This window comes from Enterobacter hormaechei ATCC 49162, from assembly GCF_001875655.1.
Lineage (GTDB): Bacteria > Pseudomonadota > Gammaproteobacteria > Enterobacterales > Enterobacteriaceae > Enterobacter > Enterobacter hormaechei.
On the sequence record NZ_MKEQ01000001.1, the window covers coordinates 1,548,339 to 1,571,330 of the forward strand.

At 56.3% G+C, this 22,992-nt stretch carries 22 protein-coding genes; 11 read left to right on the plus strand and 11 right to left on the minus strand.

Annotated features, from left to right (window positions below; genetic code table 11):
* Positions 1 to 35 precede the first annotated feature (35 nt).
* Positions 36 to 434, minus strand: coding sequence for a hypothetical protein (locus tag BH712_RS07750; RefSeq protein WP_006809646.1), 399 nt, complete (start codon positions 432 to 434; stop codon positions 36 to 38).
* Between the two features lie 341 nt (positions 435 to 775).
* On the opposite strand from BH712_RS07750, the gene dcuC reads away from it, so the two are divergent.
* Together dcuC and rna are read left to right on the plus strand one after the other, a co-directional pair.
* Positions 776 to 2,143, plus strand: a complete 1,368-nt coding sequence (gene dcuC, locus BH712_RS07755) for an anaerobic C4-dicarboxylate transporter DcuC (protein ID WP_017382481.1) — start codon at positions 776 to 778, stop codon at positions 2,141 to 2,143.
* Positions 2,144 to 2,237: 94 nt separating this feature from the next.
* Positions 2,238 to 3,047, plus strand: coding sequence for a ribonuclease I (gene rna / locus BH712_RS07760; RefSeq protein ID WP_006809648.1), 810 nt, complete (start codon positions 2,238 to 2,240; stop codon positions 3,045 to 3,047).
* A 29-nt stretch (positions 3,048 to 3,076) separates the two neighbouring features.
* On the opposite strand, the gene BH712_RS07765 is transcribed toward rna, so the two are convergent.
* Positions 3,077 to 3,697, minus strand: coding sequence for a flavin reductase family protein (locus BH712_RS07765; protein ID WP_006809649.1), 621 nt, complete (start codon positions 3,695 to 3,697; stop codon positions 3,077 to 3,079).
* A 262-nt stretch (positions 3,698 to 3,959) separates the two neighbouring features.
* On the opposite strand from BH712_RS07765, the gene rnk reads away from it, so the two are divergent.
* A complete protein-coding gene (gene rnk / locus BH712_RS07770) occupies positions 3,960 to 4,370 on the plus strand; it encodes a nucleoside diphosphate kinase regulator (RefSeq protein ID WP_006809650.1) in 411 nt (136 codons plus the stop codon).
* Positions 4,371 to 4,459: 89 nt separating this feature from the next.
* Here the strand turns inward: rnk and BH712_RS07775 are convergent, their stop codons facing one another.
* On the minus strand, positions 4,460 to 5,698 hold the full coding sequence (locus BH712_RS07775; RefSeq protein WP_006809651.1) for a zinc-dependent alcohol dehydrogenase: 1,239 nt from the start codon (positions 5,696 to 5,698) through the stop codon (positions 4,460 to 4,462).
* A gap of 180 nt (positions 5,699 to 5,878) precedes the next feature.
* On the opposite strand from BH712_RS07775, the gene uspG reads away from it, so the two are divergent.
* The gene (gene uspG / locus BH712_RS07780; RefSeq protein ID WP_006809652.1) at positions 5,879 to 6,307 is read left to right on the plus strand and encodes a universal stress protein UspG; all 429 of its coding nucleotides are present in this window, start codon (positions 5,879 to 5,881) and stop codon (positions 6,305 to 6,307) included.
* Between the two features lie 59 nt (positions 6,308 to 6,366).
* Here the strand turns inward: uspG and ahpF are convergent, their stop codons facing one another.
* Positions 6,367 to 7,932: an alkyl hydroperoxide reductase subunit F gene (gene ahpF / locus BH712_RS07785; RefSeq protein WP_006809653.1), complete on the minus strand. Its 1,566-nt coding sequence runs from the start codon at positions 7,930 to 7,932 to the stop codon at positions 6,367 to 6,369.
* 186 nt (positions 7,933 to 8,118) lie between these two features.
* On the minus strand, positions 8,119 to 8,682 hold the full coding sequence (gene ahpC, locus BH712_RS07790; RefSeq protein WP_014882974.1) for an alkyl hydroperoxide reductase subunit C: 564 nt from the start codon (positions 8,680 to 8,682) through the stop codon (positions 8,119 to 8,121).
* A 627-nt stretch (positions 8,683 to 9,309) separates the two neighbouring features.
* Here ahpC and citR point away from each other — a divergent pair.
* The 3 genes from citR to BH712_RS07805 all read left to right on the plus strand — a co-directional run bounded on the left by citR (position 9,310) and on the right by BH712_RS07805 (position 12,206).
* Positions 9,310 to 10,215 carry a DNA-binding transcriptional repressor CitR gene (citR, locus tag BH712_RS07795; protein ID WP_006809655.1) on the plus strand — a complete coding sequence of 302 codons (906 nt, stop codon included), beginning with the start codon at positions 9,310 to 9,312 and terminating at the stop codon, positions 10,213 to 10,215.
* 168 nt (positions 10,216 to 10,383) lie between these two features.
* On the plus strand, positions 10,384 to 11,607 hold the full coding sequence (locus BH712_RS07800; RefSeq protein WP_032673757.1) for a phosphoadenosine phosphosulfate reductase: 1,224 nt from the start codon (positions 10,384 to 10,386) through the stop codon (positions 11,605 to 11,607).
* The gene (locus BH712_RS07805; RefSeq protein WP_006809657.1) at positions 11,592 to 12,206 is read left to right on the plus strand and encodes an IbrB-like domain-containing protein; all 615 of its coding nucleotides are present in this window, start codon (positions 11,592 to 11,594) and stop codon (positions 12,204 to 12,206) included. Before BH712_RS07800 ends, BH712_RS07805 begins: the two co-directional genes overlap by 16 nt.
* Positions 12,207 to 12,218: 12 nt before the next feature.
* Here BH712_RS07805 and BH712_RS07810 read toward each other — a convergent pair whose 3' ends face one another.
* Positions 12,219 to 13,379, minus strand: a complete 1,161-nt coding sequence (locus BH712_RS07810; RefSeq protein WP_006809658.1) for a pyridoxal phosphate-dependent aminotransferase — start codon at positions 13,377 to 13,379, stop codon at positions 12,219 to 12,221.
* A gap of 122 nt (positions 13,380 to 13,501) precedes the next feature.
* On the opposite strand from BH712_RS07810, the gene BH712_RS07815 reads away from it, so the two are divergent.
* Genes BH712_RS07815 through BH712_RS07825 form a run of 3 tightly spaced genes read left to right on the plus strand, consistent with a single transcriptional unit; the run spans position 13,502 to position 15,341 of the window.
* Positions 13,502 to 14,116, plus strand: coding sequence for a methylthioribulose 1-phosphate dehydratase (locus BH712_RS07815; protein ID WP_006809659.1), 615 nt, complete (start codon positions 13,502 to 13,504; stop codon positions 14,114 to 14,116).
* The gene (gene mtnC / locus BH712_RS07820) at positions 14,113 to 14,802 is read left to right on the plus strand and encodes an acireductone synthase (RefSeq protein ID WP_006809660.1); all 690 of its coding nucleotides are present in this window, start codon (positions 14,113 to 14,115) and stop codon (positions 14,800 to 14,802) included. The genes BH712_RS07815 and mtnC overlap by 4 nt, the downstream gene beginning before the upstream one ends.
* Complete coding sequence (locus BH712_RS07825) at positions 14,799 to 15,341, plus strand: 1,2-dihydroxy-3-keto-5-methylthiopentene dioxygenase (RefSeq protein ID WP_006809661.1); 543 nt, start codon at positions 14,799 to 14,801, stop codon at positions 15,339 to 15,341. Before mtnC ends, BH712_RS07825 begins: the two co-directional genes overlap by 4 nt.
* Positions 15,342 to 15,611: 270 nt before the next feature.
* Here the strand turns inward: BH712_RS07825 and mtnA are convergent, their stop codons facing one another.
* Positions 15,612 to 16,628, minus strand: a complete 1,017-nt coding sequence (gene mtnA / locus BH712_RS07830) for an S-methyl-5-thioribose-1-phosphate isomerase (protein WP_006809662.1) — start codon at positions 16,626 to 16,628, stop codon at positions 15,612 to 15,614.
* Between the two features lie 102 nt (positions 16,629 to 16,730).
* Between mtnA and mtnK the strand changes: the two genes are divergently transcribed.
* On the plus strand, positions 16,731 to 17,930 hold the full coding sequence (gene mtnK, locus BH712_RS07835; protein ID WP_032673590.1) for an S-methyl-5-thioribose kinase: 1,200 nt from the start codon (positions 16,731 to 16,733) through the stop codon (positions 17,928 to 17,930).
* A gap of 52 nt (positions 17,931 to 17,982) precedes the next feature.
* Here the strand turns inward: mtnK and BH712_RS07840 are convergent, their stop codons facing one another.
* The 4 genes from BH712_RS07840 to BH712_RS07855 all read right to left on the minus strand — a co-directional run bounded on the left by BH712_RS07840 (position 17,983) and on the right by BH712_RS07855 (position 22,896).
* Positions 17,983 to 19,224, minus strand: a complete 1,242-nt coding sequence (locus BH712_RS07840; RefSeq protein ID WP_006809664.1) for an LVIVD repeat-containing protein — start codon at positions 19,222 to 19,224, stop codon at positions 17,983 to 17,985.
* A gap of 93 nt (positions 19,225 to 19,317) precedes the next feature.
* Positions 19,318 to 20,382, minus strand: coding sequence for a sugar ABC transporter substrate-binding protein (locus BH712_RS07845; protein WP_006809665.1), 1,065 nt, complete (start codon positions 20,380 to 20,382; stop codon positions 19,318 to 19,320).
* Positions 20,383 to 20,401: 19 nt separating this feature from the next.
* The gene (locus BH712_RS07850; protein ID WP_006809666.1) at positions 20,402 to 21,397 is read right to left on the minus strand and encodes an ABC transporter permease; all 996 of its coding nucleotides are present in this window, start codon (positions 21,395 to 21,397) and stop codon (positions 20,402 to 20,404) included.
* Positions 21,394 to 22,896, minus strand: a complete 1,503-nt coding sequence (locus BH712_RS07855) for a sugar ABC transporter ATP-binding protein (protein ID WP_006809667.1) — start codon at positions 22,894 to 22,896, stop codon at positions 21,394 to 21,396. Before BH712_RS07855 ends, BH712_RS07850 begins: the two co-directional genes overlap by 4 nt.
* Positions 22,897 to 22,992: the final 96 nt, after the last annotated feature.

Consider the following 22,992-nt stretch of genomic DNA (forward strand, 5'->3'; position numbering starts at 1 on the left):
CGTTAAATGAATAAAATCAACGAATTAACAGGTTTTTACTCTCGAAACCGGCAATAGCGGATCGTTGCCGGTGGCCCCACTGCGGGAGGGGTAACGGACCACGCAGAATGGTCCGCAGAGGCGGATTCTGGCGTGATTAAGGTCAGCGTCATGACGGCAGGCAGCGCCACCAGATGCGGCTGCGCAGGGTCTTTTTGCACCTGATCCGGCACACAATGCTTTTCACACAACGGTGAGGCGCCGGTCGCATGCTGCGGCCCCGGCGCCATCATATCCATATGCTGAATAGTGGCCACCTCGCCGCGTACATCCATTGAACAGGCATGGGACGCGACGGCGACCTGACTCTGGATCAGCAGCCAGCCAAACGCCACCAAAAACATCAGCAGATGTTTTTTGAAAAAGCGCAGGCGATAGGTCCAGCTGGCATGCATAGTCGGATTGTCGGCGGTGAAAACGTGGCCCGAGTATAAGCAGGCAAAAGAATGAAAGAGAAATGGTTTTAAAGAGATTTACGTTTTAAATCCGTTTCCGGCAAGTAACACCCAAAACCTTAACACTTCAACATCAATTTAATGACATACAATATCTATTCATCAGGTCAATAACGACTTAATATAAATGACGCAGGTTTAGCAAAAATATTGTCATCATTGCCTTTAGTCGTCTCTTTCTTGATTTTAATCAGCAAGAACAGGCCATTTATTCGGCACATTTCAGGCCTCTTTTTTATTGATTATTTGTGCTCTCGGGTAGCAAGGATACAGGGGAAATCATGCTTACTTTTCTCGAACTCCTCATTGGAGTCGTGGTTATTGTCGGTGTAGCACGCTACATCATTAAAGGTTATTCAGCCACCGGCGTGCTGTTTGTCGGCGGCCTGACGCTGCTGATTATTAGCGCCCTAATGGGCCATCAGGTTTTACCCGCCAGCGAAGCCAGCACCGGATATACCGCTACCGATATTGTGGAATATATCAAAATTCTGCTGATGAGCCGCGGCGGCGACCTGGGCATGATGATCATGATGCTCTGCGGTTTTGCTGCCTATATGACCCATATCGGCGCGAATGATATGGTAGTGAAGCTGGCCTCTAAGCCGCTGCAATATATTAACTCTCCCTATCTGCTGATGGTCGCAGCCTATTTCCTGGCCTGCCTCATGTCATTAGCCGTTTCCTCCGCGACGGGCCTGGGCGTACTGTTAATGGCCACGCTGTTCCCGGTGATGGTTAACGTCGGGATCAGCCGTGGCGCAGCGGCGGCTATTTGTGCCTCTCCGGCGGCGATTATCCTTTCCCCAACTTCCGGTGACGTGGTCCTGGCCGCGAAAGCCGCGGAAATGTCCCTGATTGACTTCGCCTTCAAAACCACACTGCCGATCTCCATCACCGCTATTCTCGGCATGGGCGTGGCGCATTTCTTCTGGCAGCGCTATCTCGATAAGAAAGAGAACGTCAGCCACGAAATGATGGACGTCAGCGAAATTACCACAACCGCCCCGGCGTTTTATTCCATCCTGCCCTTCACGCCGATTATTGGCGTGCTTATTTTTGACGGCAAATGGGGTCCGCAGCTGCACATCATTACCATCCTGGTGATCTGTATGCTGCTGGCGGCCATCCTGGAATTTGTTCGTGGCTTTAATACCCAGAAAGTATTCACTGGTCTGGAAGTTGCCTTCCGCGGTATGGCGGATGCCTTCGCGGGCGTGGTAATGCTGTTGGTTGCCGCTGGCGTGTTTGCTCAGGGCTTAAGCACAATCGGCTTTATCCAGAGCCTGATCTCCATCGCCACCTCGTTCGGCTCGGCCAGCATTATCCTGATGCTGGTGCTGGTGGTGCTGACCATGCTGGCGGCGATGACCACCGGCTCCGGTAACGCGCCGTTCTACGCCTTTGTTGAGATGATCCCGAAGCTGGCACACTCCTCCGGCATCAACCCGGCTTACCTGTCCATTCCGATGCTTCAGGCCTCCAACCTGGGTCGTACCATCTCTCCGGTATCGGGCGTGGTGGTTGCGGTTGCGGGGATGGCAAAAATCTCTCCGTTTGAAGTGGTAAAACGCACGTCAGTGCCGGTGCTGGTTGGCCTGATTATCGTGATTATCGCCACCGAGGTGCTGGTTCCCGGCGCTGCCTAAGCGAAATTTCTGATTTCCAGAAAGCGCCTGCGGGCGCTTTTTGTGCTTTAATAACCCCCAGAAATTAATCGCGCCCAACCAATCAGGAAAGCAAATGTTCAGGAAGGATATCGTTATCCCGTCTGGCGCAGTAGCGCTTGCACTCTGTGTCTTCTCAATACAGGCAGATCCGCTTAAGGCAACCCAGTACGGTGATTTCGATCGCTACGTTCTGGCTCTTTCATGGCAAACCGGATTTTGCCAGAGCATGGTCGAACGTAACCGCAACGAACCGGAAGAGTGTCGACTGCAAAAAGAGAGCAACAACAAAACCGATTTTCTGACCGTCCACGGCTTATGGCCAGGTCTGCCGAAATCTATTGCCGCTCGCGGTGTGGATGAACGCCGCTGGATGCGCTTCGGCTGTGCCACTCGTCCGGTTCCGAACATGCCGGAAGCAAAAGCCAGCCGCAAATGCGACGCCGCCGAGACCGGGCTATCGCTCTCGGGCGCCGCGAAGCTGAACAGCGTGATGCCCGGCGCGGGCGGCAACTCCTGCCTTGAACGTTATGAGTACGCCAAACACGGCGTCTGCTTTGGTTTTGATCCCGACGCTTACTTCGGCACCATGGTGCGCATGAATCAGGAAGTGAAGAGGAGCGCGGTAGGGCAATTTCTGGCGGAGAACTACGGCAAAACCGTCCGCCGTAGCGACTTCGATGCAGCCGTGGCTAAAAGCTGGGGGAAACAGAGCGTGAAAGCGTTCAAACTCACCTGCCATGGCAATCCGGCTTATCTGACAGAGATGCAGATCTCGCTGAAATCCAGCGCCATCAACACTCCCCTCTCTGCCAACGCCTTTGCGCCACAGCCGCATCCGGGCAACTGCGGCAAACAGTTCGTTATTGATAAAGCCGGTTACTGACGGCCTTCCGGCCGGATGTGCGCTGCAACTTAGCCCCTGCGCGCATCCGGGCGTACCAGATCGAACCGATGGCTGTCGCTAATGGCGTAGTAGGCCGTCGGTCCACCCGCACGCAGAATGGGCTGCGCTTTTGCGGTCTGGTAAATCCCCTCTTCCAGCAGCATTTCGGCGATATGGACACCTACGACTTCACCGAGCACCAGCCAGGTGTCAATCGGCGTCCCATCCGCGCCGGTAAGCTGAATGCACTGTGACAAGCGACACTCGAAATTCACCGGACTTTCCGCCACGCGCGGCGCGCTCACAAGCTGGCTGGCTACGGGCGTCAGGCCGGCAAAGGTAAACTCATCCTCGTCATGCGGGAGCGTGGCGGAGGTTTCATTCATCGCCTCGGCCAAATCGCGCGTGGCGAGGTTCCAGACAAACTCACCTGTTTCGGAAATATTCCGCACGCTATCCTTCCAGCCATTGCTGGAAAAACCGATGATCGGCGGGCGATAGTTAAAGCAGTTAAAGAAGCTGTACGGGGCCAGGTTCAGTTGACCGGCCTTATCACAGGATGAGATCCAGCCAATCGGACGCGGACCAATAATGGCGTTCAGCGGGTCGTGCGGCAGGCCGTGCCCCTGAGAAGGTTGGTAAAAGTACATATCGCTCTCTCTACGGTGGGGCTGCAACGCGCATTGCCCGAATTCAGTTTTCCCAGCGTAACGAAATTTCCGTTCAGCGTGAATCGGGATGCCGGGTTTATTGCCAAAAATTCATATGGCCTATGATTGTGACCTTCATCACTTCAAACTTAGGGATTCAGACAGTATCATCAGACACGTTAAACCCTCGCTGCCAGACGGCGAGGGTTTTCTTTTGGATTGGTTTCTGCGTTACACGCAGCATTAACGACATGGAGTAAAAATGTCCAGACCTACGATTATCATCAATGAACTCGACGCAGAACGTATTGACCGCCTGTTGGAAAAACCAGAATTTGCCTCACTGCCGGTAGCCGATGCGCTGAACGAGGAGCTAGACCGGGCGCAGATGTGCACGCCTGAGACCATGCCGCATGATGTGGTCACCATGAACAGCCAGGTGAAGTTCCGCAATCTGACTACCGGGGAGGAGCTAACCCGTACGCTGGTCTATCCGGCACAGATGACCGACAGCAGCACGCAGCTGTCAGTGCTGGCACCCGTGGGGGCGGCGCTGCTTGGACTGCGCACGGGGGATACCATCCACTGGGAACTCCCTGGCGGTGCCTCAGCCCATCTGGAAGTGCTGGAGCTGCTCTACCAGCCCGAAGCCGCTGGCGATTACCTGCGTTAATCCCTTCTGAACAAGCGACCCCGCTTTGCACAGAGGATGCATCTGCATCCTCTTTCCGCACCTTCACCCGAGGGTGTGAATGGACGACCTCACACAACGCCGCCCGGGAAGGCATTGACCAATCCCTTCACTTTCTGCTGCGCTGCTTCCGGAGTGTCTGCGCCAGGCACCAGGATCACCTTGCGGCACTCCTCCTCCCGTTTTTCGAAAATCTTATAGGCGCGCTCCGCATCAGCCAGCGGAAGATAATGGGTCACAATATCTTCTGGGGTAAGCAGCCCCTTTTCGATGAGCGGCAGCAGCTCTCCCAGCCAGGCATGGACGTGCGTCTGGCCCATCTTAAAGCTCAGCCCTTTATCGAACGCATCGCCAAACAAGAAGCCGTGAATAAAACCGGCATACACGCCCGGTACGCTGACCACACCACCGCGTCGCACCGCAGCGATACACTGGCGCAGCGCCTTGCCGCTGCTGCCCTCAATTTTCAGGTTACTGAGGATGGTTTCCGTCGTGCTGCCTTTGGCCTCAAACCCGACCGCATCAATCACCGCATCCACCCCGCGCTGCCCGGCCGTTTGCTCAATGATTTTCTCCGCCGCGTCGTTATCGTCATCAAAGTTAATCGGGATCGCGCCGTAGCGCTCCTGGGCAAACCGCAGTCGATAGGGATGATGGTCAATCACGAAAATCTGCTCGGCGCCGAGAAGCCGCGCGCAGGCAATGGTCAGTAACCCTACCGGCCCGGCCCCGAACACGGCGACGCTGGAGCCTTTCTGGATCTGCGCATTTTTCGCCGCCTGCCAGGCGGTAGGCAGAATATCTGACAGGAAAAGCGCTTTGTCGTCAGACAGAAGCTGCGGCACTTTAAACGGCCCCACGTTGCCTTTTGGCACGCGCACATACTCCGCCTGTCCGCCCGGCACGCCACCGTAAAGATGGCTATAGCCAAACAGCGCGGCAGGGGCGGGAATTTGCTTTTTGTTCAGCGCCGCGCCCTGCCCGCGGTTCGTGTTTTCGCAGGCCGCGTACTGTTGCATTTGGCAAAAGAAGCAGTCACCGCAGGCAATCACAAACGGGATCACCACCCGGTCGCCCTTCTGCACATTTTTCACCTCGCTCCCGCACTCCACCACCTCGCCCATAAATTCATGACCAAAGATATCGCCGTGCTGGACCTTGGGGATTTTTCCGCGATAAAGATGCAAATCAGAGCCACAGATCGCCGTGGCGGTTACGCGCAGGATGATATCGTCAGGCTGTTCGATACCCGGATCAGGCACATTATCGACACGAACATGGTGTGGACCGTGATAGGTGAGAGCTTTCATGCAACCTCCGAAAGGGTGTGGGTAAGCTTATAAAAGGGTAGCTACCTCTCGGGATCTGCCCCGGAATCCGGCTGTTTTGAGATTTATCCTGGCGATATAAAAAGTGCTGTCGGGATTACAGAAACCACTTATATTTTGTGGTTGAATGATTTCAGCGTTTATAAACAAGGAGAAACGGTTATGTATCAAACAATCATTATGCCGGTTGATGTTTTCGAAATGGAACTGAGTGATAAGGCAGTACGTCACGCGGAATTTCTCGCGCAGCAGGACGGAGTTATTCATCTTCTGCATGTTTTACCAGGCTCGGCCAGCCTGAGCCTGCATCGCTTTGCCGCCGACGTGCGTCGTTTTGAAGAGCATTTACAGCATGAAGCCGAGACGCGGCTGCAAACCATGGTCGGCCATTTCAGCATCGATCCTTCCCGCATCAAAACCCATGTCCGCTTCGGTAGCGTACGCGATGCCGTTAACGAGCTTGCCGGGGAGCTGAACGCAGACGTCGTGGTCATCGGTTCGCGCAACCCGTCTATCACCACTCACCTGCTGGGGTCGAACGCCTCCAGCGTGATCCGCCACACCCACATTCCGGTGATGGTTGTCAGATAAAAAAAGAGGCCACCGTCTGGTGGCCTCTTACATTGCAGATGTCGTCTTACTTTCTTTTATTATGCGGTTTTGGTGCGAATCAGGTAATCAAACGAACTCAGTGACGCTTTCGCACCTTCGCCGGTGGCGATGATGATCTGTTTGTACGGCACGGTGGTGCAGTCGCCCGCCGCAAATACCCCTTTCACGCTGGTTTCGCATTTCGCATCAATAATGATCTCGCCCATGCGGTTGCGCTCAATCGCGCCTTCCAGCCAGGTGGTGTTAGGCAGCAGGCCAATCTGCACAAAGATCCCCGCCAGCGCTACGCTGTGGATATCACCACTCACGCGGTCACGGTATTCCAGACCGGTCACTTTGCTGCCGTCGCCTTTCACTTCTGTCGTCTGGGCATTGAGCACAATGTCGACGTTAGTCAGGCTACGCACTTTATCCTGCAACACCTGGTCCGCTTTCATCTCCGGGGCGAACTCCAGCAGGGTAACGTGTTCAACAATTCCCGCCAGATCGATAGCCGCTTCCACGCCAGAGTTACCGCCGCCGATCACCGCCACGCGTTTACCTTTGAACAGCGGGCCGTCACAGTGCGGGCAATAGGTCACGCCTTTGGTGCGATACTGATCTTCGCCCGGAACGTTCATGTTGCGCCATTTTGCACCGGTGGCAATGATCACGCTGCGCGCTTTCAGCACCGCGCCAGAAGCGGTTTCAATCTGGTGTAAGCCACCTTCCACCGCCGCCGGAACCAGTTTGCTGGCGCTCTGGCTGTCAATCACATCCACGTCGTAATCGCTGACGTGCGCTTTCAACGCCCCGGCCAGTTTCTGACCTTCAGTTTTCGGCACGGAAATGTAGTTCTCAATGTCCACGGTATCCAGTACCTGACCACCAAAACGTTCGCCCATCAGACCGGTACGGATCCCTTTACGTGCGGAGTAGACCGCCGCTGCCGCGCCCGCCGGGCCGGAGCCGACAATCAGCACATCGTACGCATCGCGTTGGTTAAGCTCTTCTGCCGCGCGTTTTTCTGCGCCGGTATCCACTTTGGCGACGATTTCAGTCAGCGTCATACGGCCCTGACCGAACTCCTGACCATTCAGGTAAACCGCCGGAACGCCCATCACGTTGCGCTCGGTGATTTCGTTCTGGAACGTACCGCCGTCAATCGCCGTATGCTTAATGCGCGGGTTGAGGACTGACATCAGGTTCAGCGCCTGCACCACGTCCGGGCAGTTGTGGCAGGAGAGTGAGTAATAGGTTTCAAACTCAAAATCACCGTCGATATCGCGGATCTGCTCCAGCAGCGCCTGCGCTTCTTTTGACGGATGACCACCGGTCCACAGCAGCGCCAGCACCAGGGAGGTAAATTCGTGGCCCAGCGGAGAACCCGCGAAACGCGGCCCCTGGTCAGACCCCGGGTTGGCAATCAGGAAAGAAGGCTTACGGACTGCCAGAGTATTGTCTTCTTTAAAGGTCACTTTCGGCGACAGCTCAGCAATCTCTGTCAGCAGTGCTTTGATTTCTGCCGATTTCGCGCTGTCGTCCAGCGTGGCAATCAGCTCAACAGGTTTGGTCAGTTTCTCAAGGTAGGCCTTGAGCTGGGTTTTCATATTCGTGTCGAGCATTATTCTTCCCTCTCTTAAAACGTCATCATGCAAGCCGCCTTATACGGGCTGCCTGAATGCAACTTGCATCATGGTGCTGGAATGAAATGGGCGCGGGTGCGCCCATTGATTGCCGGAGGCACTTCGTTTACCCGGCCTACGATACCGTAGGCCTGTGCAAGCGCAGCGCCGCCAGGCTTTACAGACTTAGATCTTGCCGACCAGGTCCAGAGATGGAGCCAGCGTCGCTTCGCCTTCTTTCCATTTCGCCGGGCACACTTCGCCTGGGTGAGAAGCAACGTACTGAGCCGCTTTCACTTTGCGCAGCAGGTCAGATGCATCACGGCCGATACCTTCAGCGGTAACTTCGATAGCCTGGATAATGCCCTGCGGGTCAACAACGAAGGTCGCACGGTCAGCCAGGCCTTCATCTTCACGCATGTTGTCAAAGTTACGGGTCAGGGCGCCAGTCGGGTCGCCGATCATCGCGTATTTGATTTTCGCGATAGTTTCAGAGCTGCTGTGCCACGCTTTGTGGGTGAAGTGGGTATCGGTAGAAACAGAGTAAACATCGACGCCCAGCTTTTGCAGTTCTTCGTAGTGGTCTGCCACGTCGCCCAGTTCGGTCGGGCAAACGAAGGTGAAGTCAGCCGGATAGAAGAAGAACACGCTCCAGCGGCCTTCGGTATCTTTCTCGGTCACTTCAATGAACTCACCGTTTTTGAACGCCTGGTTTTTGAAAGGTTTAATTTTGGTGTTAATCAAAGACATCTGTACTTCCTCCGTGTTTTCGTTGAGATGTAAGGTAACCAACTTTGTTCATCGGGGCTAATGCGTATGCTTTATCAAATCAATCAGCCAAACCTTACAACTTCAACAAGACAGCAAGGTGAACCTTTTACAGGAAAGCCTGAAAGTAAAAAGGCCGCCTCGACGGGCGGCCCTGATACCTGAATTCCCCGCAGGTACATTCAGTGCCAGCCGGAACTGGCGTTGCGTTGCGCTCTACTTACCTTGTATCAAGGCTGTAACAGCGCTTTGATTACAACACCAGTGAAGAGGAAGGGCAATGCACCGTGGCGGCATTCCTGCCTATAGTTGTGATAGGTTTTATCGAACGATGTACAAATATTAATGCGAAGAAATGTACCCGGTTTATATATCTTTAATGAAATATAAATGTCAATTGTGTATTCCCTTCTCTACCGCACTGCTAAAGATAAAATTATCTTAACTTCCTTTGAAGAACTATTTCATTAATCCGACGCCGTGATATATTAAGGTGACTTAAAAAACTAATTAAGTAAGTTAGTCACACGGATTGTAAATGGCTGGCTTCAATCTATAGTTATCAGTGATGTGATAACTTCAGCATACACGGCATCATCAGGATGAATCATGGCAAATCTCTACGACCTTAAAAAATTTGACCTTAATCTTTTAGTCATATTTGAATGCATTTATCAGCATCTCAGCATCAGTAAAGCGGCTGAAACGCTTTATATTACGCCATCCGCCGTAAGCCAGTCGCTGCAACGCCTGCGCGGGCAGCTTAACGATCCCTTGTTCATTCGCTCCGGTAAAGGCATTACGCCTACCACCGTGGGCGTCAATCTGCATCATCATCTGGAACAGAATCTCAACCATCTGGAACAGACCATTAACATGATGCATTCCAGCGGGCTTAAGAAAAGTTTTGTGATCTACTGTCCGCAATTTATGACGCCCAAAATCATGCTTGAACCCATGCAGCTGCTCATGGACAAGTACAATTATCACATTGAACTGCATGATGTTTTTCTCGCGCCGGATTCCGCTGAAGACCTGTTAGCCTACCGCAAGGCCGATCTTGTTTTCGCCTTCTCTCCGCTGAATAGCCGTTCTACCGCGTGCAGCCTGTATTATGAGATGCAGTTTACGCTGGTCTGCCGGAAGGACCATCCGCGTATCGGGCTGAACGCTACGCCTGATGAACTCCTGCGTGAAAATTTCACCGCCTTTTTAAGCGATGAGACAAGTGTCAAAACGTATCAGGAAAATGCGGAAATACTGCTTCCCGAAAGAAATATTGTCTTTCGCAGTGACTCCTATATTTCACTGCTGTCGATGATCAGCTTCACCGATATTATTGGCCTGGTGCCCGTTCCGGCATTCGAACAATACGGCGAGGCATTAAACCTGCGCAGAATTGAGACTAACCTTACATTCCCGTCCATCAATATATACATGATGTACAACCGCTCGGCGCTGAACAGCCCGGCATTTTCTAATTTTATTGATGAACTTGTTCCACCCCGTAGCTAAAGATGACTGGCTGCTTGATGGGTAGCCAGAAATTCTCCCAGTAACATTCATTAAAATGATATTTAAAAAAAATCATACAATTTACCTCCCTTAATTAATCTCCGCTGTTGTATCCTTTCTGGTATTGACGCCACCGTCAGGCAATTATTACTCAGGAAGAGAATGATCATGTCAATCTATAAAATACCCTTACCCCAAAATGTCCTCAGCGCGACCGAGGCGCGAATAGCGTGGACGCTTGAGAATATCCCCCGGGTTTGCGTCTCCTTTTCAGGCGGTAAAGATTCTACCGTCATGCTGCATCTTACGGCGCTGCGGGCCAGGCAGATGAAAAGAAAAATTGACGTGCTGTTTATAGACTGGGAAGCGCAGTTCACCTATACCATCGCCCACATTGAGCACATGCGTTCACTCTACAGCGATGTGATAGACCACTTCTGGTGGGTAGCCCTTCCCCTTACCACTCAAAATTCGCTGTCGCAGTTTCAACCAGAGTGGCAATGCTGGGAACCCGACACGCAATGGGTGCGACAGCCCCCCGACGATGCCATTACCGACCCTGCCTTTTTTCCGTTTTACCAGCCAGGAATGACCTTCGAAACCTTCGTACGCAGCTTCTCCGACTGGTTTTCCCTCAATCGTCCCGCGGCCATGATGATAGGCATTCGTGCCGATGAATCCTACAACCGCTTTCTGGCGATTGCGTCTGCACGTAAGCAGCGCTTCTCTGACGATAAACCCTGGACGACCGTCGCACCGGGCGGACACACCTGGTATATCTACCCTCTCTACGACTGGAAAACCGCCGATATCTGGACGTGGTTCGCGAAAACAAAATGCTGCTATAACCCGCTCTACGATCTGATGTACAAGGCCGGCGTACCGCCACGTTATATGCGCATCTGTGAACCCTTTGGGCCGGAGCAGCGCCAGGGGCTGTGGCTCTATCATGTCATTGAACCTGAACGCTGGGCGGCCATGTGTGAACGCGCCAGCGGCGTGCGCAGCGGGGGTATTTATGCCGGGCACGATAACCATTTTTATGGACACAGGAAGATCCTGAAACCCGATCACCTCAGCTGGCGCGAATACGCGATGCTATTGCTCGACAGCATGCCGCAAAATACAGCCGAACATTACCGCAATAAAATCGCGATTTATCTTCACTGGTATCAAAAGCGAGGCATGGACGATATTCCCGATACGCAGGAGGGTGACATTGGCGCAAAAGATATCCCTTCCTGGCGACGTATTTGTAAGGTTTTACTTAACAATGACTATTGGTGCCGGGCACTCTCGTTTAGCCCAAATAAGCCTAAACACTATCAGCGCTACAACGAAAGGGTGAAAGCGAAGCGTAAGGAATGGGGAATTTTATGCAACAACGAATAATCAACGAAATGGAAGCTTATCTTCAGACGCTTTCTGAAGACGAGCGAATTAACGCCATAAATGCTTTTCGTCTGGCATTACATCACATCAGCCCTTTCCGCGATCAGCCCATAGACTGCGTATTATGGGTAAAACAGGACGACATCACGGCCAATGATTACAACCCTAATAACGTTGCGCCACCGGAAAAACGGTTGCTCACCACGTCACTGGAGCTGGATGGATTCACGCAGCCTATCGTTGTGACGGAAAATGCGCCGCAGCACTACGAAATTGTGGATGGTTTTCACCGGCATGATATTGGCCGTCATCGGGCTATTCTGAAGCGCCAGCTTAAAGGTTATCTTCCCGTCACCTGCCTGCGCAAAGAGCGTCAGGCAAAGTTCGACCGCATGGCCGCGACCATTCGCCACAACCGCGCGCGTGGCCGCCACCAGATCAACGCCATGGCGGAGATTGTGCGTGAACTGGCGCTGATGGGCTGGAGCGAGGAGAAAATCGGTAAAGAGTTAGGCATGGACAGCGATGAAGTGCTGCGGCTGAAGCAGATCAACGGCCTGCTGGAACTCTTCGCAGACCGTCGTTTCTCAGAAGCCTAGACGGTGAAATAGTCAGAGTTTATTTAAGCGCTCTGCCGCGGCCAGCAGCGTCGATTCCTGTTTCGCAAAGCAAAGTCGGATAAGCTTATGCGGGAAGGGATCGGCGCAGAACACCGACAGCGGAATAGCCGCCACGCCCACCTCTTTCGTCAGCCACTGGCAGAAACTCACATCATCGAGATCGGAAATCGCGCTGTAGTCGGCCAGCAGGAAATAGGTTCCTTCACAGGGTAAAATCTCCAGACGGCTTTTGCTTAACGCATTCACAAACCGATCCCGACGCGCACGGTAAAAATCCGGCAGTTCACGGTAGTGCCCGGGTTCGCTGCCAAGCATATCCGCCAGCGCCAGTTGAGCAGGTGTGTTCACCGCAAACGTCAGATACTGGTGCACTTTACGCAGTTCAGCGCTGATGGCGGCAGGCGCCACGCAGTACCCTACCTTCCAGCCGGTCATATGGTAGGTTTTGCCAAATGATGATACCGCAACTGCACGCTCGCGAAGCTGCGGATGCGCCAGCACGCTGGCATGCCCCTCTTTCGCGAAGCAGATGTGCTCATATACCTCGTCGCTCAGAACATAGATTTCACGTTCGGCAATGGCCTGCCACAGGGCGGCAAAATCACGTTTCTGCCACACCGTCGCCGACGGATTGTGCGGCGTATTCAGGATCACCATCCGGGTTTTATCGCTTAGCAGTGCGGCAAACGCCTGCCAGTCCGGACGAAAATGCGGCGGCTGAAGCGCCACGCGTTTCACCACGCCGCCAGCCAGTTCAATCGCCGGGGCGTAGCTATCGTAGCTGGGATCAAAACAGATAACTTCATCGCCCGTACGCACCAGGGCGGTGATCGCCGCATACAGCGCTTCGGTCGCCCCTGCGGTTACCGTGATATCGCTGTTCGCATCGGGCTTATGGCCGTACAACGCCGCCGTTTTATCCGCAATGGCTTCACGCAACGCCTGTACGCCGGTCATCGGCGCATACTGGTTGGCTCCCTGAGCAACGTGGTACGCCAGACGCTCCTGCAAATATTTCGGCCCGTCAAAATCCGGGAATCCTTGTGAGAGATTAATGGCGTTGTGCTGCTGCGCCAGGGCGCTCATCTGGGTAAAAATCGTCGTGCCGAGATTAGGAAGTTTACTCTGAGGAATCAATGCGTTATGGCTCATTGTGCGTTACCTGCCTGTAATACTTATGTTGCTGACACTATAACACGATGTTAGTCTTTGGCAATCAAGACGCTTAGACGTCTAAACGATATAACTATTCCTGACCGAGAGGGCAAAAGGCAATGACAGACAACCTGCAACTCACGCACCTGGTCGAGGCCTGCCGCTGGATTGGCGCTAAAGGCTGGGCGCCCGCTACCGGCGGCAATATGTCCGTGCGTCAGGATGAACACCTGTGCTGGCTCAGCGAATCGGGAAAAGATAAAGGCAGCCTGACTCCCGCCGATTTTCTACAGGTTGAGATCGCCACCAACCGCGCGCCGTCCGGGCGTAAACCGTCGGCAGAGACCGGGCTGCATACCCTTATCTATCGCCTGTTCCCGGAGGCTAACGCCGTCCTGCACGTTCACACCGTCAATGCGACGGTGCTGTCACGTCTGGTCAACGAGGCCGAGCTGAAGATCACCGGTTTCGAGATGCAAAAATCCCTTACCGGGCAGACCACGCACCGGGACACGGTGTCCATCCCGGTGTTTGATAACGACCAGGACATTGACGCCCTCGCCTCGCGCATCGCCCATTACGCCCAGGAACGCCCGCTTAATTATGGTTTTCTTCTGCGCGGTCATGGCTTAACCTGCTGGGGACGCGACGTGGCCGAAGCCCGCCGTCACCTGGAAGGATTAGAATTCTTATTTGAATGCGAAATGCGTCTACGACAATGGGAGAGAGTATGATTCGCGCGATTGTGACGGATATTGAAGGAACCACCAGCGATATCCGTTTTGTCCATGATGTTTTGTTCCCCTACGCGCGTGAGCGGCTGGCGGCCTTCGTGACCGCGCAGCAGTACGCCGAGCCGGTCAAATCGATTCTGGACAACCTGCGCGATGAAATCAGCGCTCCGCATGCCAGCGTCAGCGATCTCATCAACGTGCTGTTTACCTTTATGGATGAAGACCGCAAATCGACGGCGCTCAAAGCCCTGCAAGGCATCATCTGGCAGGACGGTTACGTCAACGGCGACTTTACCGGCCACCTCTACCCTGACGTGCTGCCCGCGCTGGAAAAGTGGAAGGCGCAAGGGATTGATCTCTATGTTTATTCCTCTGGCTCCGTTGCCGCGCAGAAACTGTTATTTGGCTACAGCGATGAAGGTGATATTACTCATCTGTTCAGCGGCTATTTTGATACCCACATTGGCGCTAAGCGCGAGGTGCAGTCTTATCAAAACATTGCGGCGCAAACGGGCATCGCCCCGTCGCAGATCCTGTTCCTGTCGGATATTCATCAGGAGCTGGACGCGGCTGAACAGGCGGGTTTCCGTACCCTGCAACTGATTCGCGGTGAAGATGACGGCGCGAGCCATCACCATCAGATCCACCAGTTTGACGAGATTAATCCGGAGCAGATCCCTTCATGAGCGCATTGACCATTTATTCCGATAAAGACGCCCGCCAGCACCTGTGGCACAGCACCGACGCCGCCGAAATCGCCCAACAGCTGAACGCCAAAGGCGTGCGGTTTGAACGCTGGGCGGCGGATCGCGATTTAGGACACGATCCCGCGCCTGAAGCCGTGATCGCGGCGTATCAACATGCGATCGACAAGCTGGTGGCAGAGAAAGGCTATCAGAGCTGGGATGTCATCAGCCTGCGCGCCGACAATCCGCAGAAAGCGGCGCTACGCGCGAAGTTTCTCAACGAACACACTCACGGCGAAGACGAAGTGCGCTTCTTCGTGGAAGGCGCCGGGTTGTTCTGCCTGCACATTGGCGATGAGGTGTATCAGGTGCTGTGCGAGAAAAACGATCTGATTTCCGTTCCCGCAGGCACACCGCACTGGTTTGATATGGGCTCAGAGCCGAACTTTACGGCGATTCGTATTTTCGATAACCCGGAAGGCTGGGTGGCGCAGTTTACCGGAGATGCCATTGCGGATGCGTATCCACGCCTGGCTTGATGAGCCAGCACCGAACAGTCCCCTCGCCCCTTTGGGGAGAGGGTTAGGGTGAGGGGGAACATCCCTGTAAAGCCCGCCCTCTCGGCGCATCCCTGCGCCTCGCCCCGGCCTACTGGAAACGCCTCAGCGATTTACAGCCGGACCGAGGCATCGCTGAAAGCCTTCAGTTATTCTGAAGGCAACGTTATTGCTTCTGCTTTGAAATTACTGGGGAACCCTCAGCCCCTTCACCTACCTCACCAGTTGAGCGCCCCTTCAGGCTAGCTATTCTCAGGCAAATTTCCCTGCCGCCACCTCGTCCGGCGTGACCACGCCCGTATCCAGCACCCAACCGCTAATCAGCGAGGCGGGCGTAACGTCAAACGCCGGGTTATAGACCTGCGCGTCCTCCGGCGCCCACTGCACCGCGCCAAAGCTCCCCGCCACGCCCGTCACTTCGCTGGCCGCGCGCTGCTCAATCGGGATCGCGTCCCCGTTCGGACAGTCCGGGTCGAGGGTCGTTTGCGGGGCGGCGACGTAGAACGGAATGCCGTGGAACTTCGCCAGCACCGCCAGGGAATAGGTGCCAATTTTGTTCGCCACGTCGCCATTGGCGGCAATACGGTCTGCCCCCACCCACACGGCGTCCACCTGCCCTTTTGCCATCAGGCTGGCGGCCATGGAGTCGGTAATCAGCTGATACGGCACGCCCAGCTCGCCCAATTCCCATGCGGTCAGCCTGCCGCCCTGCAACAGCGGACGGGTTTCATCCACCCAGACGTTGCTTACCTTACCTTCCTGATGCGCGCGGGCAATCACGCCCAACGCGGTGCCGACACCCGCCGTCGCCAGCCCGCCGGTGTTGCAGTGGGTCAGCAGACGGCTGCCGGGCTTCACCAGCGCGCTGCCCGCTTGCGCAATCGCGTCGCAAAGCCGTTTGTCTTCGTCAATCAGGCGCAGCGCTTCAGCCACCAGCGCCGGAACGAACGCCTCCTGCCAGAGCGCCAGCTTCATGCGGTCGAGATTGTTCATCAGGTTCACCGCCGTCGGACGGGAGGCGCGCAGGGTTTCCAGCGCCACCGCCAGCTCGTCGCGGCTTTTGCCGTTTTCCGCCAGCAGCGCCAGCAGCAGGCTTGCAGAGAGACCAATCAGCGGCGCGCCGCGCACCCGCAGGGCGTGGATGTGCCCAACCAGCGCCTCCACCGTCGAGGCATCCAGCCAGCGTTTCTCCTGCGGAAGCGCCTGCTGGTCGAGAATAAAGAGCTGATTATCCGCCACCCGCAGGCTGGTCGTCTGTAATGTCTGCATGTCGTTAATTCCCTGTTGCGTTGTTGTAGCACATTGTGTCAGGATGAAATCCAGATGTATAGACGTCTACATGTCTTAATTAGCAAAACTGAGGAGCAGGCCATGTCGCAATACCGTACCTTTACCGCTCAGGACGCCGTGGAGTATGCCAGGCAGTTTGGCGGACTTGACGATCCTTCATCGCTGGTAGAGGCGCAGGAAATTGGCGACGGCAACCTCAATCTGGTCTTTAAAATTTTCGACAGCGCGGGCGTGAGCCGCATCATCGTTAAGCAGGCGCTGCCCTACGTGCGCTGCGTGGGCGAGTCCTGGCCGCTGACGCTGGACCGCGCCCGTCTTGAAGCGCAAACGCTGGTGGAACACTACCAGCACAGCCCGCAGCACACGGTGAAAATCCACCACTTTGACCCGGAACTGGCGGTGATGGTGATGGAAGATCTCTCCAGCCATCGCATCTGGCGCGGCGAGCTGATCAACAATATTTACTACCCGCAGGCGGCGCGTCAGCTGGGCGAATACCTTGCTCACACCCTGTTCCACACCAGCGATTTTTATCTGCATCCGCACGAGAAAAAAGCGCAGGTGGCAAAATTCATCAACCCGGAGATGTGCGAGATCACCGAAGATCTGTTCTTCAACGATCCGTACCAGATCCATGAGCGCAATAACTATCCTGCCGAGCTGGAAAATGACGTCGCCGCCCTGCGCGACGACGCTCAGCTAAAAATTGCCGTGGCCTCCCTCAAGCACCGCTTCTTCTCGCACGCCGAAGCCCTGCTGCACGGGGACATCCACAGCGGGTCAATTTTTGTGGCCGACGGTAGCCTGAAGGCCATCGACGCCGAGTTCGGCTATTTCGGGCCGATTGGCTTTGACGTCGGCACCGCCATCGGCAACCTGCTGCTCAACTTCTGCGGCCTGCCGGGGCACCTTGGCATTCGCGATGCCGCCGCCGCGCGCGAGCAGCGCCTGACCGATATTCAGGAGCTGTGGAACACCTTCGCGGAGCGCTTCCAGGCGCTGGCGAACGAGAAATCCCGCGACGCCGCGCTCAGCGCGCCGGGCTATGCCTCCGTGTTTCTGAAGAAGATCTGGCATGACGCCATTGGCTTCTGCGGCACCGAATTAATTCGCCGGAGCGTCGGGCTTTCGCACGTTGCGGATATCGACACCATCCAGGATGAAGCGATGCGTCACGAATGCCTGCGCCATGCGATAACGCTCGGTAAAGCGCTGATTGTGATTGCCGAGCGTATCGACAGCGCGGAAGAGCTGGTGGCAAGGGTGCGGCAGTACAGCTGATTTTCTCCCTCTCCCTGTGGGAGAGGGCCGGGGTGAGGGCATCAAACCGCACTCACCCCAAATACTCAATCACCGACATCCCGCCGTTATAATCCGTGCTGTATATGATCCCCTGCGCATCCACAAACACGTCGCACGACTGGATCACCTGCGGGCGATTCGGCCGCGTATCCATCATCCTCTCCGGCGCGGCGGGCACCAGCGCGCCTGTTTCCACCGGTCGATACGGATTAGAAATGTCATACGCGCGCACGCCCGCGTTCTGGTACGTTGCGAAGATCAGCGTCGAGCTGACGAAGCTCCCTGGCCGGTTCTCGTGCAGGTTATGCGGGCCGAAGTGCGCCCCTTTCGCCACGTAGTCGGTTTCATCCGGCTGCGGAAAGGTGGCGATGCTCACCGGGTTCGACGGCTCGCGGATATCAAACAGCCAGATCAGCTTCTCGCCATCTTCCTGATTGTCGAGCACCGCTTCATCCAGCACCACCAGCAGATCGCGGTCCGGCAGCGGCAGCGCGGTGTGCGTTCCGCCACCAAACGGCGGACTCCAGTTACGGTGGCTAATCAGCTTAGGCTGATTGCGGTCCTTCACGTCCAGCAGCGTCAGGCCGCCGTCGCGCCAGCTGCCGTAGGCGGTATCGCCCGCGATAATCGCGTGATGCAGGGCGTAGCGTTTGCCCTCCGGCCACGTGGGCTTTTCCCCTGCGGCCTGGTTCATCCCCGGCAGCCACCAGCGCCCTGCCACTTCGGGCTTACGCGGGTCCGCCAGATCGATTGTCAGGAAAATATAATCCGTAAAACCGTCGATCAGCGCCGACACGTACGCCCAGCGACCACCCACGTACCAGATGCGGTGAATACCGATGCCGCTCAGCGACAGAAAACCAATCTCGCGCGGTCTGTCCGGCGTGGAGATATCAAACACGCGAAGCCCGGCGCTCCAGCCTTTGCCCTGCACGTCGCTGACGGTCTCCCCCACCTGACGGGTATAGTAGACCTTCTCGTCGGCAAAGCGCGCATCGGCAAACAGATCCCGGGCGTTAATCACCAGCAGCAGGTCGTCGTGCGCCTGTAGGTGCACATTCCAGGTGCCGGGTGGCGCGGGCACGTAGCCCACGGCTTTCGGGTTTTTCGGGTCGCGTACGTCGACAATGGAAAAGCCCTGCGACACCATATGGCCGATATAGGCGAAACCGCGGTGCACCATCAGCTGTACGCCGTCCGGGCGACCGCCCTGATCGCTGTGGCCAATCAGCCGCATATTGCGGCTGTATTCGGGAGGGGGTAATTGAGACACCTTATGCTCCTTACGCCCGGTGGCGCTACGCTTACAGGGCCTACGGGTGCGAAATGTAGGCCGGGTAAGGCGCAGCCGCCACCCGGCTTGGGTTTACTTGTTTTTAGCGGCAAGCGTCGCAAACCACGGCGCAACAAAATCTTCCGTCTGGCCCCAGCCCGGAATGATTTTCCCCAGCGACGCCACGTTCACCGCGCCCGGCTGAGCGGCCAGCAGCGCCTGCGGAATGGCCGCTGCTTTGAAATCGTAGGTGGCAGGCGTCGCTTCCCCGGCAATCTTGTTAGCGATCAGGCGCACGTTGGTCGCGCCAATCAGCTTCGGATCCACCGCCACGCTCACTGCCCACGGGCTACCCGGCTCGCGCATCAGCTGTAAGTCCTGGTTGGAGATGTCGATGCTGTAGAGTTTGATCTCGGTGCGGCCGTTCTCTTTCAGCGCCTTATACGCCCCCTGACTGAAGGCATCCCAGGTGCCCCAGATGGCGTCGATTTTGCCTTTCGGGTACTTCGCGAGGATCGCGCCCACCTTGTTGGCGGTATCGCCCTGCACGTCAGAGGAAACGGCACCGATGGACTCCAGCTCTTTAATTTCCGGATACTGTTTTTGCAGTTCTTTGTACGCCGCCTGACGACGCTCCATCGGCGGGAAACCCGCGACCCACAGCTTGACGATATTCGCCTTGCCGTTGAAATCTTTCGCCAGCTGACCAAAAGAGAGGTTGGTCAGGGAAGCATCATCCTGCTGGGTGACGGTCACGCCCGGGATCTCGCCGTTCATGGCGGTATCAAACACGGCGACTTTGATCCCGGCATCCACCGCTTTCTTCACCAGCGCGGTGGAGTAAGGATCGCGCCCCTGAGAGAGAATAATCCCGTCGTATTTCTGGCTGATGGCCTGATTAACAAAGTCCTGGAATCTGGCGTCGTCCCCGTTGCTCAAAAAGGTGCTGACCTTAAAGCCAAGCTTCTTCCCTTCCTGAATCGCCCCGGCAACAAACTGCGTGGTGTTGTCGTCCGAGCCGAGGTTGCGGATCACCGCGATGCGGATCGGGCCGTCGTGGTTGGCAATGGCAGCAGGAACCGGCGCGGGCGTGGCCGCAAAGCCCGGCAGAGCCGTGAGTAACCCCAGTGCCACCAAAGAGAGCGCAATCTTTTTCATTTATTATCCCGTTGTGTTGTCAGCGTTTTTGTATGTAAGTAATCGCCAGTGCCACCGCGAGCACCAGCCCTTTTATAATGTCCATGGCGTAATACGGCACGGAGAGCATCACCAGCCCGTTCGACAGCACGCCGAGAATAACCGCCCCGACCAGCGTGCCCAGCGCGTTCGGCTTGCCGGATCCGGCCAGCGAGAAGCCAATCCACGCCGCCGCCACCGCATCCATCAGATACCCGCCGCCCGCATTCACCTGCGACGACCCGATGCGCGAGGCCAGCAAAATCCCGCCCAGCCCCGCCAGCAGCGAGGCGATCACGTAGGCCGCCACCTTGTAGCGCGTGGTGCGAATGCCCGAGAGGCGCGCCGCTTCCGGGTTGCCGCCAATGGCGTACATCCGGCGTCCATGAGTGGTCAGCGACAGCCCAAGCTGTGCCAGAAGGGTCACCGCCAGCATGATGATGACGATGGTCGGCACCTGCCCCAGCAGGCTGAACGCCGCCGGAATGGTGCCTTCAGCCATGTCGCCGCTCGGCAGCACCATGTTCTCGGTAATCGACCCGCCGTAGCTGTAGGTCATCGCCACACCCTGGATCACAAACAGGCTGGCAAGCGTGGCGAGCATGTCCGGAATGCGCAGGATGACGATAAGAAAGGCGTTAAACAGGCCGACCAGCGTGCAGAGCGCGAGGGTGATCAGAATCGACTCGGTAGTGCCGAAGCCGTGCCAGACGAAAAGCGAAATCACCAGCGCGTTCGCCAGCGACGCGGTGGAGCCGACGGAGAGATCGAACCCGCCGACGGTGAGCGAAATCGACACGCCCACGGCAATCACCGTCACGATGGCGATCGCGCGCAGAATGTTGAGGATGTTATTCGGATCGAGGAAGCTGTCGGATGCCAGGCCAAACACGGCCACCAGCGCAACGACGGTCAACAGCATGCCCCACCTGTAGAGAAAATCAAAAAGTTGCTGACGGCCAGACGCCGCCGCCGTTACTGAAAGGGCCTTGCTCACGACGCCGTTCCTCCGGTTGAATAATAAAGTAGTGTCTCTTCGCGGGCCTCCGCCCCGGGGATTTCCGCCACGATGCGTCCGTCCCACAGCACGCAGATGCGGTCGCACAATCCCACCAGTTCAGCAAATTCGCCCGAGGCGTAAATCACCCCCTTGCCCTCGCGCGCCAGGCCGTCGATCAGCTGAAACAGATCGGTTTTGGCCTTCACGTCCACGCCTTTGGTCGGCTCGTCGAATATCAGCACGCTGGCATCGTTGCGCAGCCATTTACCAATGGCGATCTTCTGCTGGTTGCCGCCGGAAAGCCGAAGCAGCACCTGCCCCGGCCCGCGCGTGCGCACGCCAACCCGGGCGATAATCTCTTCCGCCCAGCGCCACGCCTGACGATGACCGAACAGGCTCCAGCGCGAGAAGCTGTTATCGGCGCACACGGCAAGGTTCATGCTGACCGTCTCGTCGATAAATATCCCCTCTTTGCGCCGCTCCTCCGGCACCAGCGCCAGACCGCGCAGCACCGAGTCTGCCGGGTCGCGCGGGGTCCAGGCCAGTTGGTTCAGCTCACCGCGTTCGACGCGGCTTTTGCTGGCGCCAAACAGCGCCTTACAGAGTTCGGTTTTCCCCGCCCCCGCCAGCCCGGCAATGCCGAGGATTTCGCCCTTGCGCAGGTGCAGGGAGATATCTTTCAGCAGCGCATCGTCGTGCAGCCCTTCCACCCGCAGCAAGGTTTCGTCGCCGTGCGGCGGTCGCGCGGGCGGGTAGATATCGCTCAGCACATGGCCGAGCATCTTCTCGACGATCGCTTCGCCGCTCAGATCGACCATCGGGCCGGACTCGATCATCTTGCCGTCGCGCAGCACCGTCAGGGTGTCGCAGATGGCCTTCAGCTCGTGAATACGGTGGGAGATAAACACCACGCCGATACCCTGATCTTTTAAACGTCTCACCACCGCAAAAAGACGCTCGCTCTCGTGCGCGTCCAGCGGCGCGGTGGGTTCATCAAGGATCAAAAAACGGCAGTGATGAGACAAGGCGCGCGCCAGCAAAATCTGCTGCTTTTCGGCCAGCGTGCAGCTGTCGATGGCGCGGCGAACGTCGAGCGAAACATCCAGCTGCGCCAGCGCCTGCCGCGCCTGCTGGCGAACGGTGCGCCAGCGGTAGCGGTGCCCCGGCTGCGCCAGCTGGTCGAGCATAATGTTCTCTGCGATGCTCAGCCCGGGGATCAGCGCCACGTCCACCTCCTGCTGCACGAGGTGGATGCCCAGCCGTTTGGCGTCCAGCGGTTCGCGGAGACTTACCGGCTGGTTATTAATGCAAATTTCGCCTTCATAACGATCGTGCGTCCCGCACAGCACCGCCATCAGCGTCGATTTCCCCGCGCCGTTAGCACCGGTCAGCGCATGTACGGACCCGCCGGTTAAGGTGAAATTCACGCGCGACAGCGCCTGAAAGCCGGAAAAGGCCAGGCTGATACCGCGCATTTCAAGGCGACTGGAAACCATCCGCGTAAATCCTTCATTACTCTTCTGATTTAGCGAATTTTTCACAGCTCCGGTTGACTGACAACGACGGAAAAGGCATAAGATAAAGCGAAATAT

Excerpts from the sequence above, each read along its gene's own strand:
- rna (WP_006809648.1), top strand. The coding sequence starts at position 2,238 with ATGTTCAGGAAGGATATCGTTATCCCGTCTGGCGCAGTAGCGCTTGCA.
- dcuC (WP_017382481.1), top strand. The coding sequence starts at position 776 with ATGCTTACTTTTCTCGAACTCCTCATTGGAGTCGTGGTTATTGTCGGT.
- BH712_RS07810 (WP_006809658.1), bottom strand. The coding sequence starts at position 13,379 with ATGAGCCATAACGCATTGATTCCTCAGAGTAAACTTCCTAATCTCGGC.
- BH712_RS07805 (WP_006809657.1), top strand. The coding sequence starts at position 11,592 with ATGCAACAACGAATAATCAACGAAATGGAAGCTTATCTTCAGACGCTT.
- mtnC (WP_006809660.1), top strand. The coding sequence starts at position 14,113 with ATGATTCGCGCGATTGTGACGGATATTGAAGGAACCACCAGCGATATC.
- BH712_RS07845 (WP_006809665.1), bottom strand. The coding sequence starts at position 20,382 with ATGAAAAAGATTGCGCTCTCTTTGGTGGCACTGGGGTTACTCACGGCT.
- rnk (WP_006809650.1), top strand. The coding sequence starts at position 3,960 with ATGTCCAGACCTACGATTATCATCAATGAACTCGACGCAGAACGTATT.
- ahpF (WP_006809653.1), bottom strand. The coding sequence starts at position 7,932 with ATGCTCGACACGAATATGAAAACCCAGCTCAAGGCCTACCTTGAGAAA.
- BH712_RS07775 (WP_006809651.1), bottom strand. The coding sequence starts at position 5,698 with ATGAAAGCTCTCACCTATCACGGTCCACACCATGTTCGTGTCGATAAT.
- uspG (WP_006809652.1), top strand. The coding sequence starts at position 5,879 with ATGTATCAAACAATCATTATGCCGGTTGATGTTTTCGAAATGGAACTG.
- ahpC (WP_014882974.1), bottom strand. The coding sequence starts at position 8,682 with ATGTCTTTGATTAACACCAAAATTAAACCTTTCAAAAACCAGGCGTTC.
- BH712_RS07800 (WP_032673757.1), top strand. The coding sequence starts at position 10,384 with ATGTCAATCTATAAAATACCCTTACCCCAAAATGTCCTCAGCGCGACC.
- BH712_RS07765 (WP_006809649.1), bottom strand. The coding sequence starts at position 3,697 with ATGTACTTTTACCAACCTTCTCAGGGGCACGGCCTGCCGCACGACCCG.
- BH712_RS07750 (WP_006809646.1), bottom strand. The coding sequence starts at position 434 with ATGCATGCCAGCTGGACCTATCGCCTGCGCTTTTTCAAAAAACATCTG.
- citR (WP_006809655.1), top strand. The coding sequence starts at position 9,310 with ATGGCAAATCTCTACGACCTTAAAAAATTTGACCTTAATCTTTTAGTC.
- BH712_RS07815 (WP_006809659.1), top strand. The coding sequence starts at position 13,502 with ATGACAGACAACCTGCAACTCACGCACCTGGTCGAGGCCTGCCGCTGG.
- mtnA (WP_006809662.1), bottom strand. The coding sequence starts at position 16,628 with ATGCAGACATTACAGACGACCAGCCTGCGGGTGGCGGATAATCAGCTC.
- BH712_RS07825 (WP_006809661.1), top strand. The coding sequence starts at position 14,799 with ATGAGCGCATTGACCATTTATTCCGATAAAGACGCCCGCCAGCACCTG.
- mtnK (WP_032673590.1), top strand. The coding sequence starts at position 16,731 with ATGTCGCAATACCGTACCTTTACCGCTCAGGACGCCGTGGAGTATGCC.
- BH712_RS07855 (WP_006809667.1), bottom strand. The coding sequence starts at position 22,896 with ATGGTTTCCAGTCGCCTTGAAATGCGCGGTATCAGCCTGGCCTTTTCC.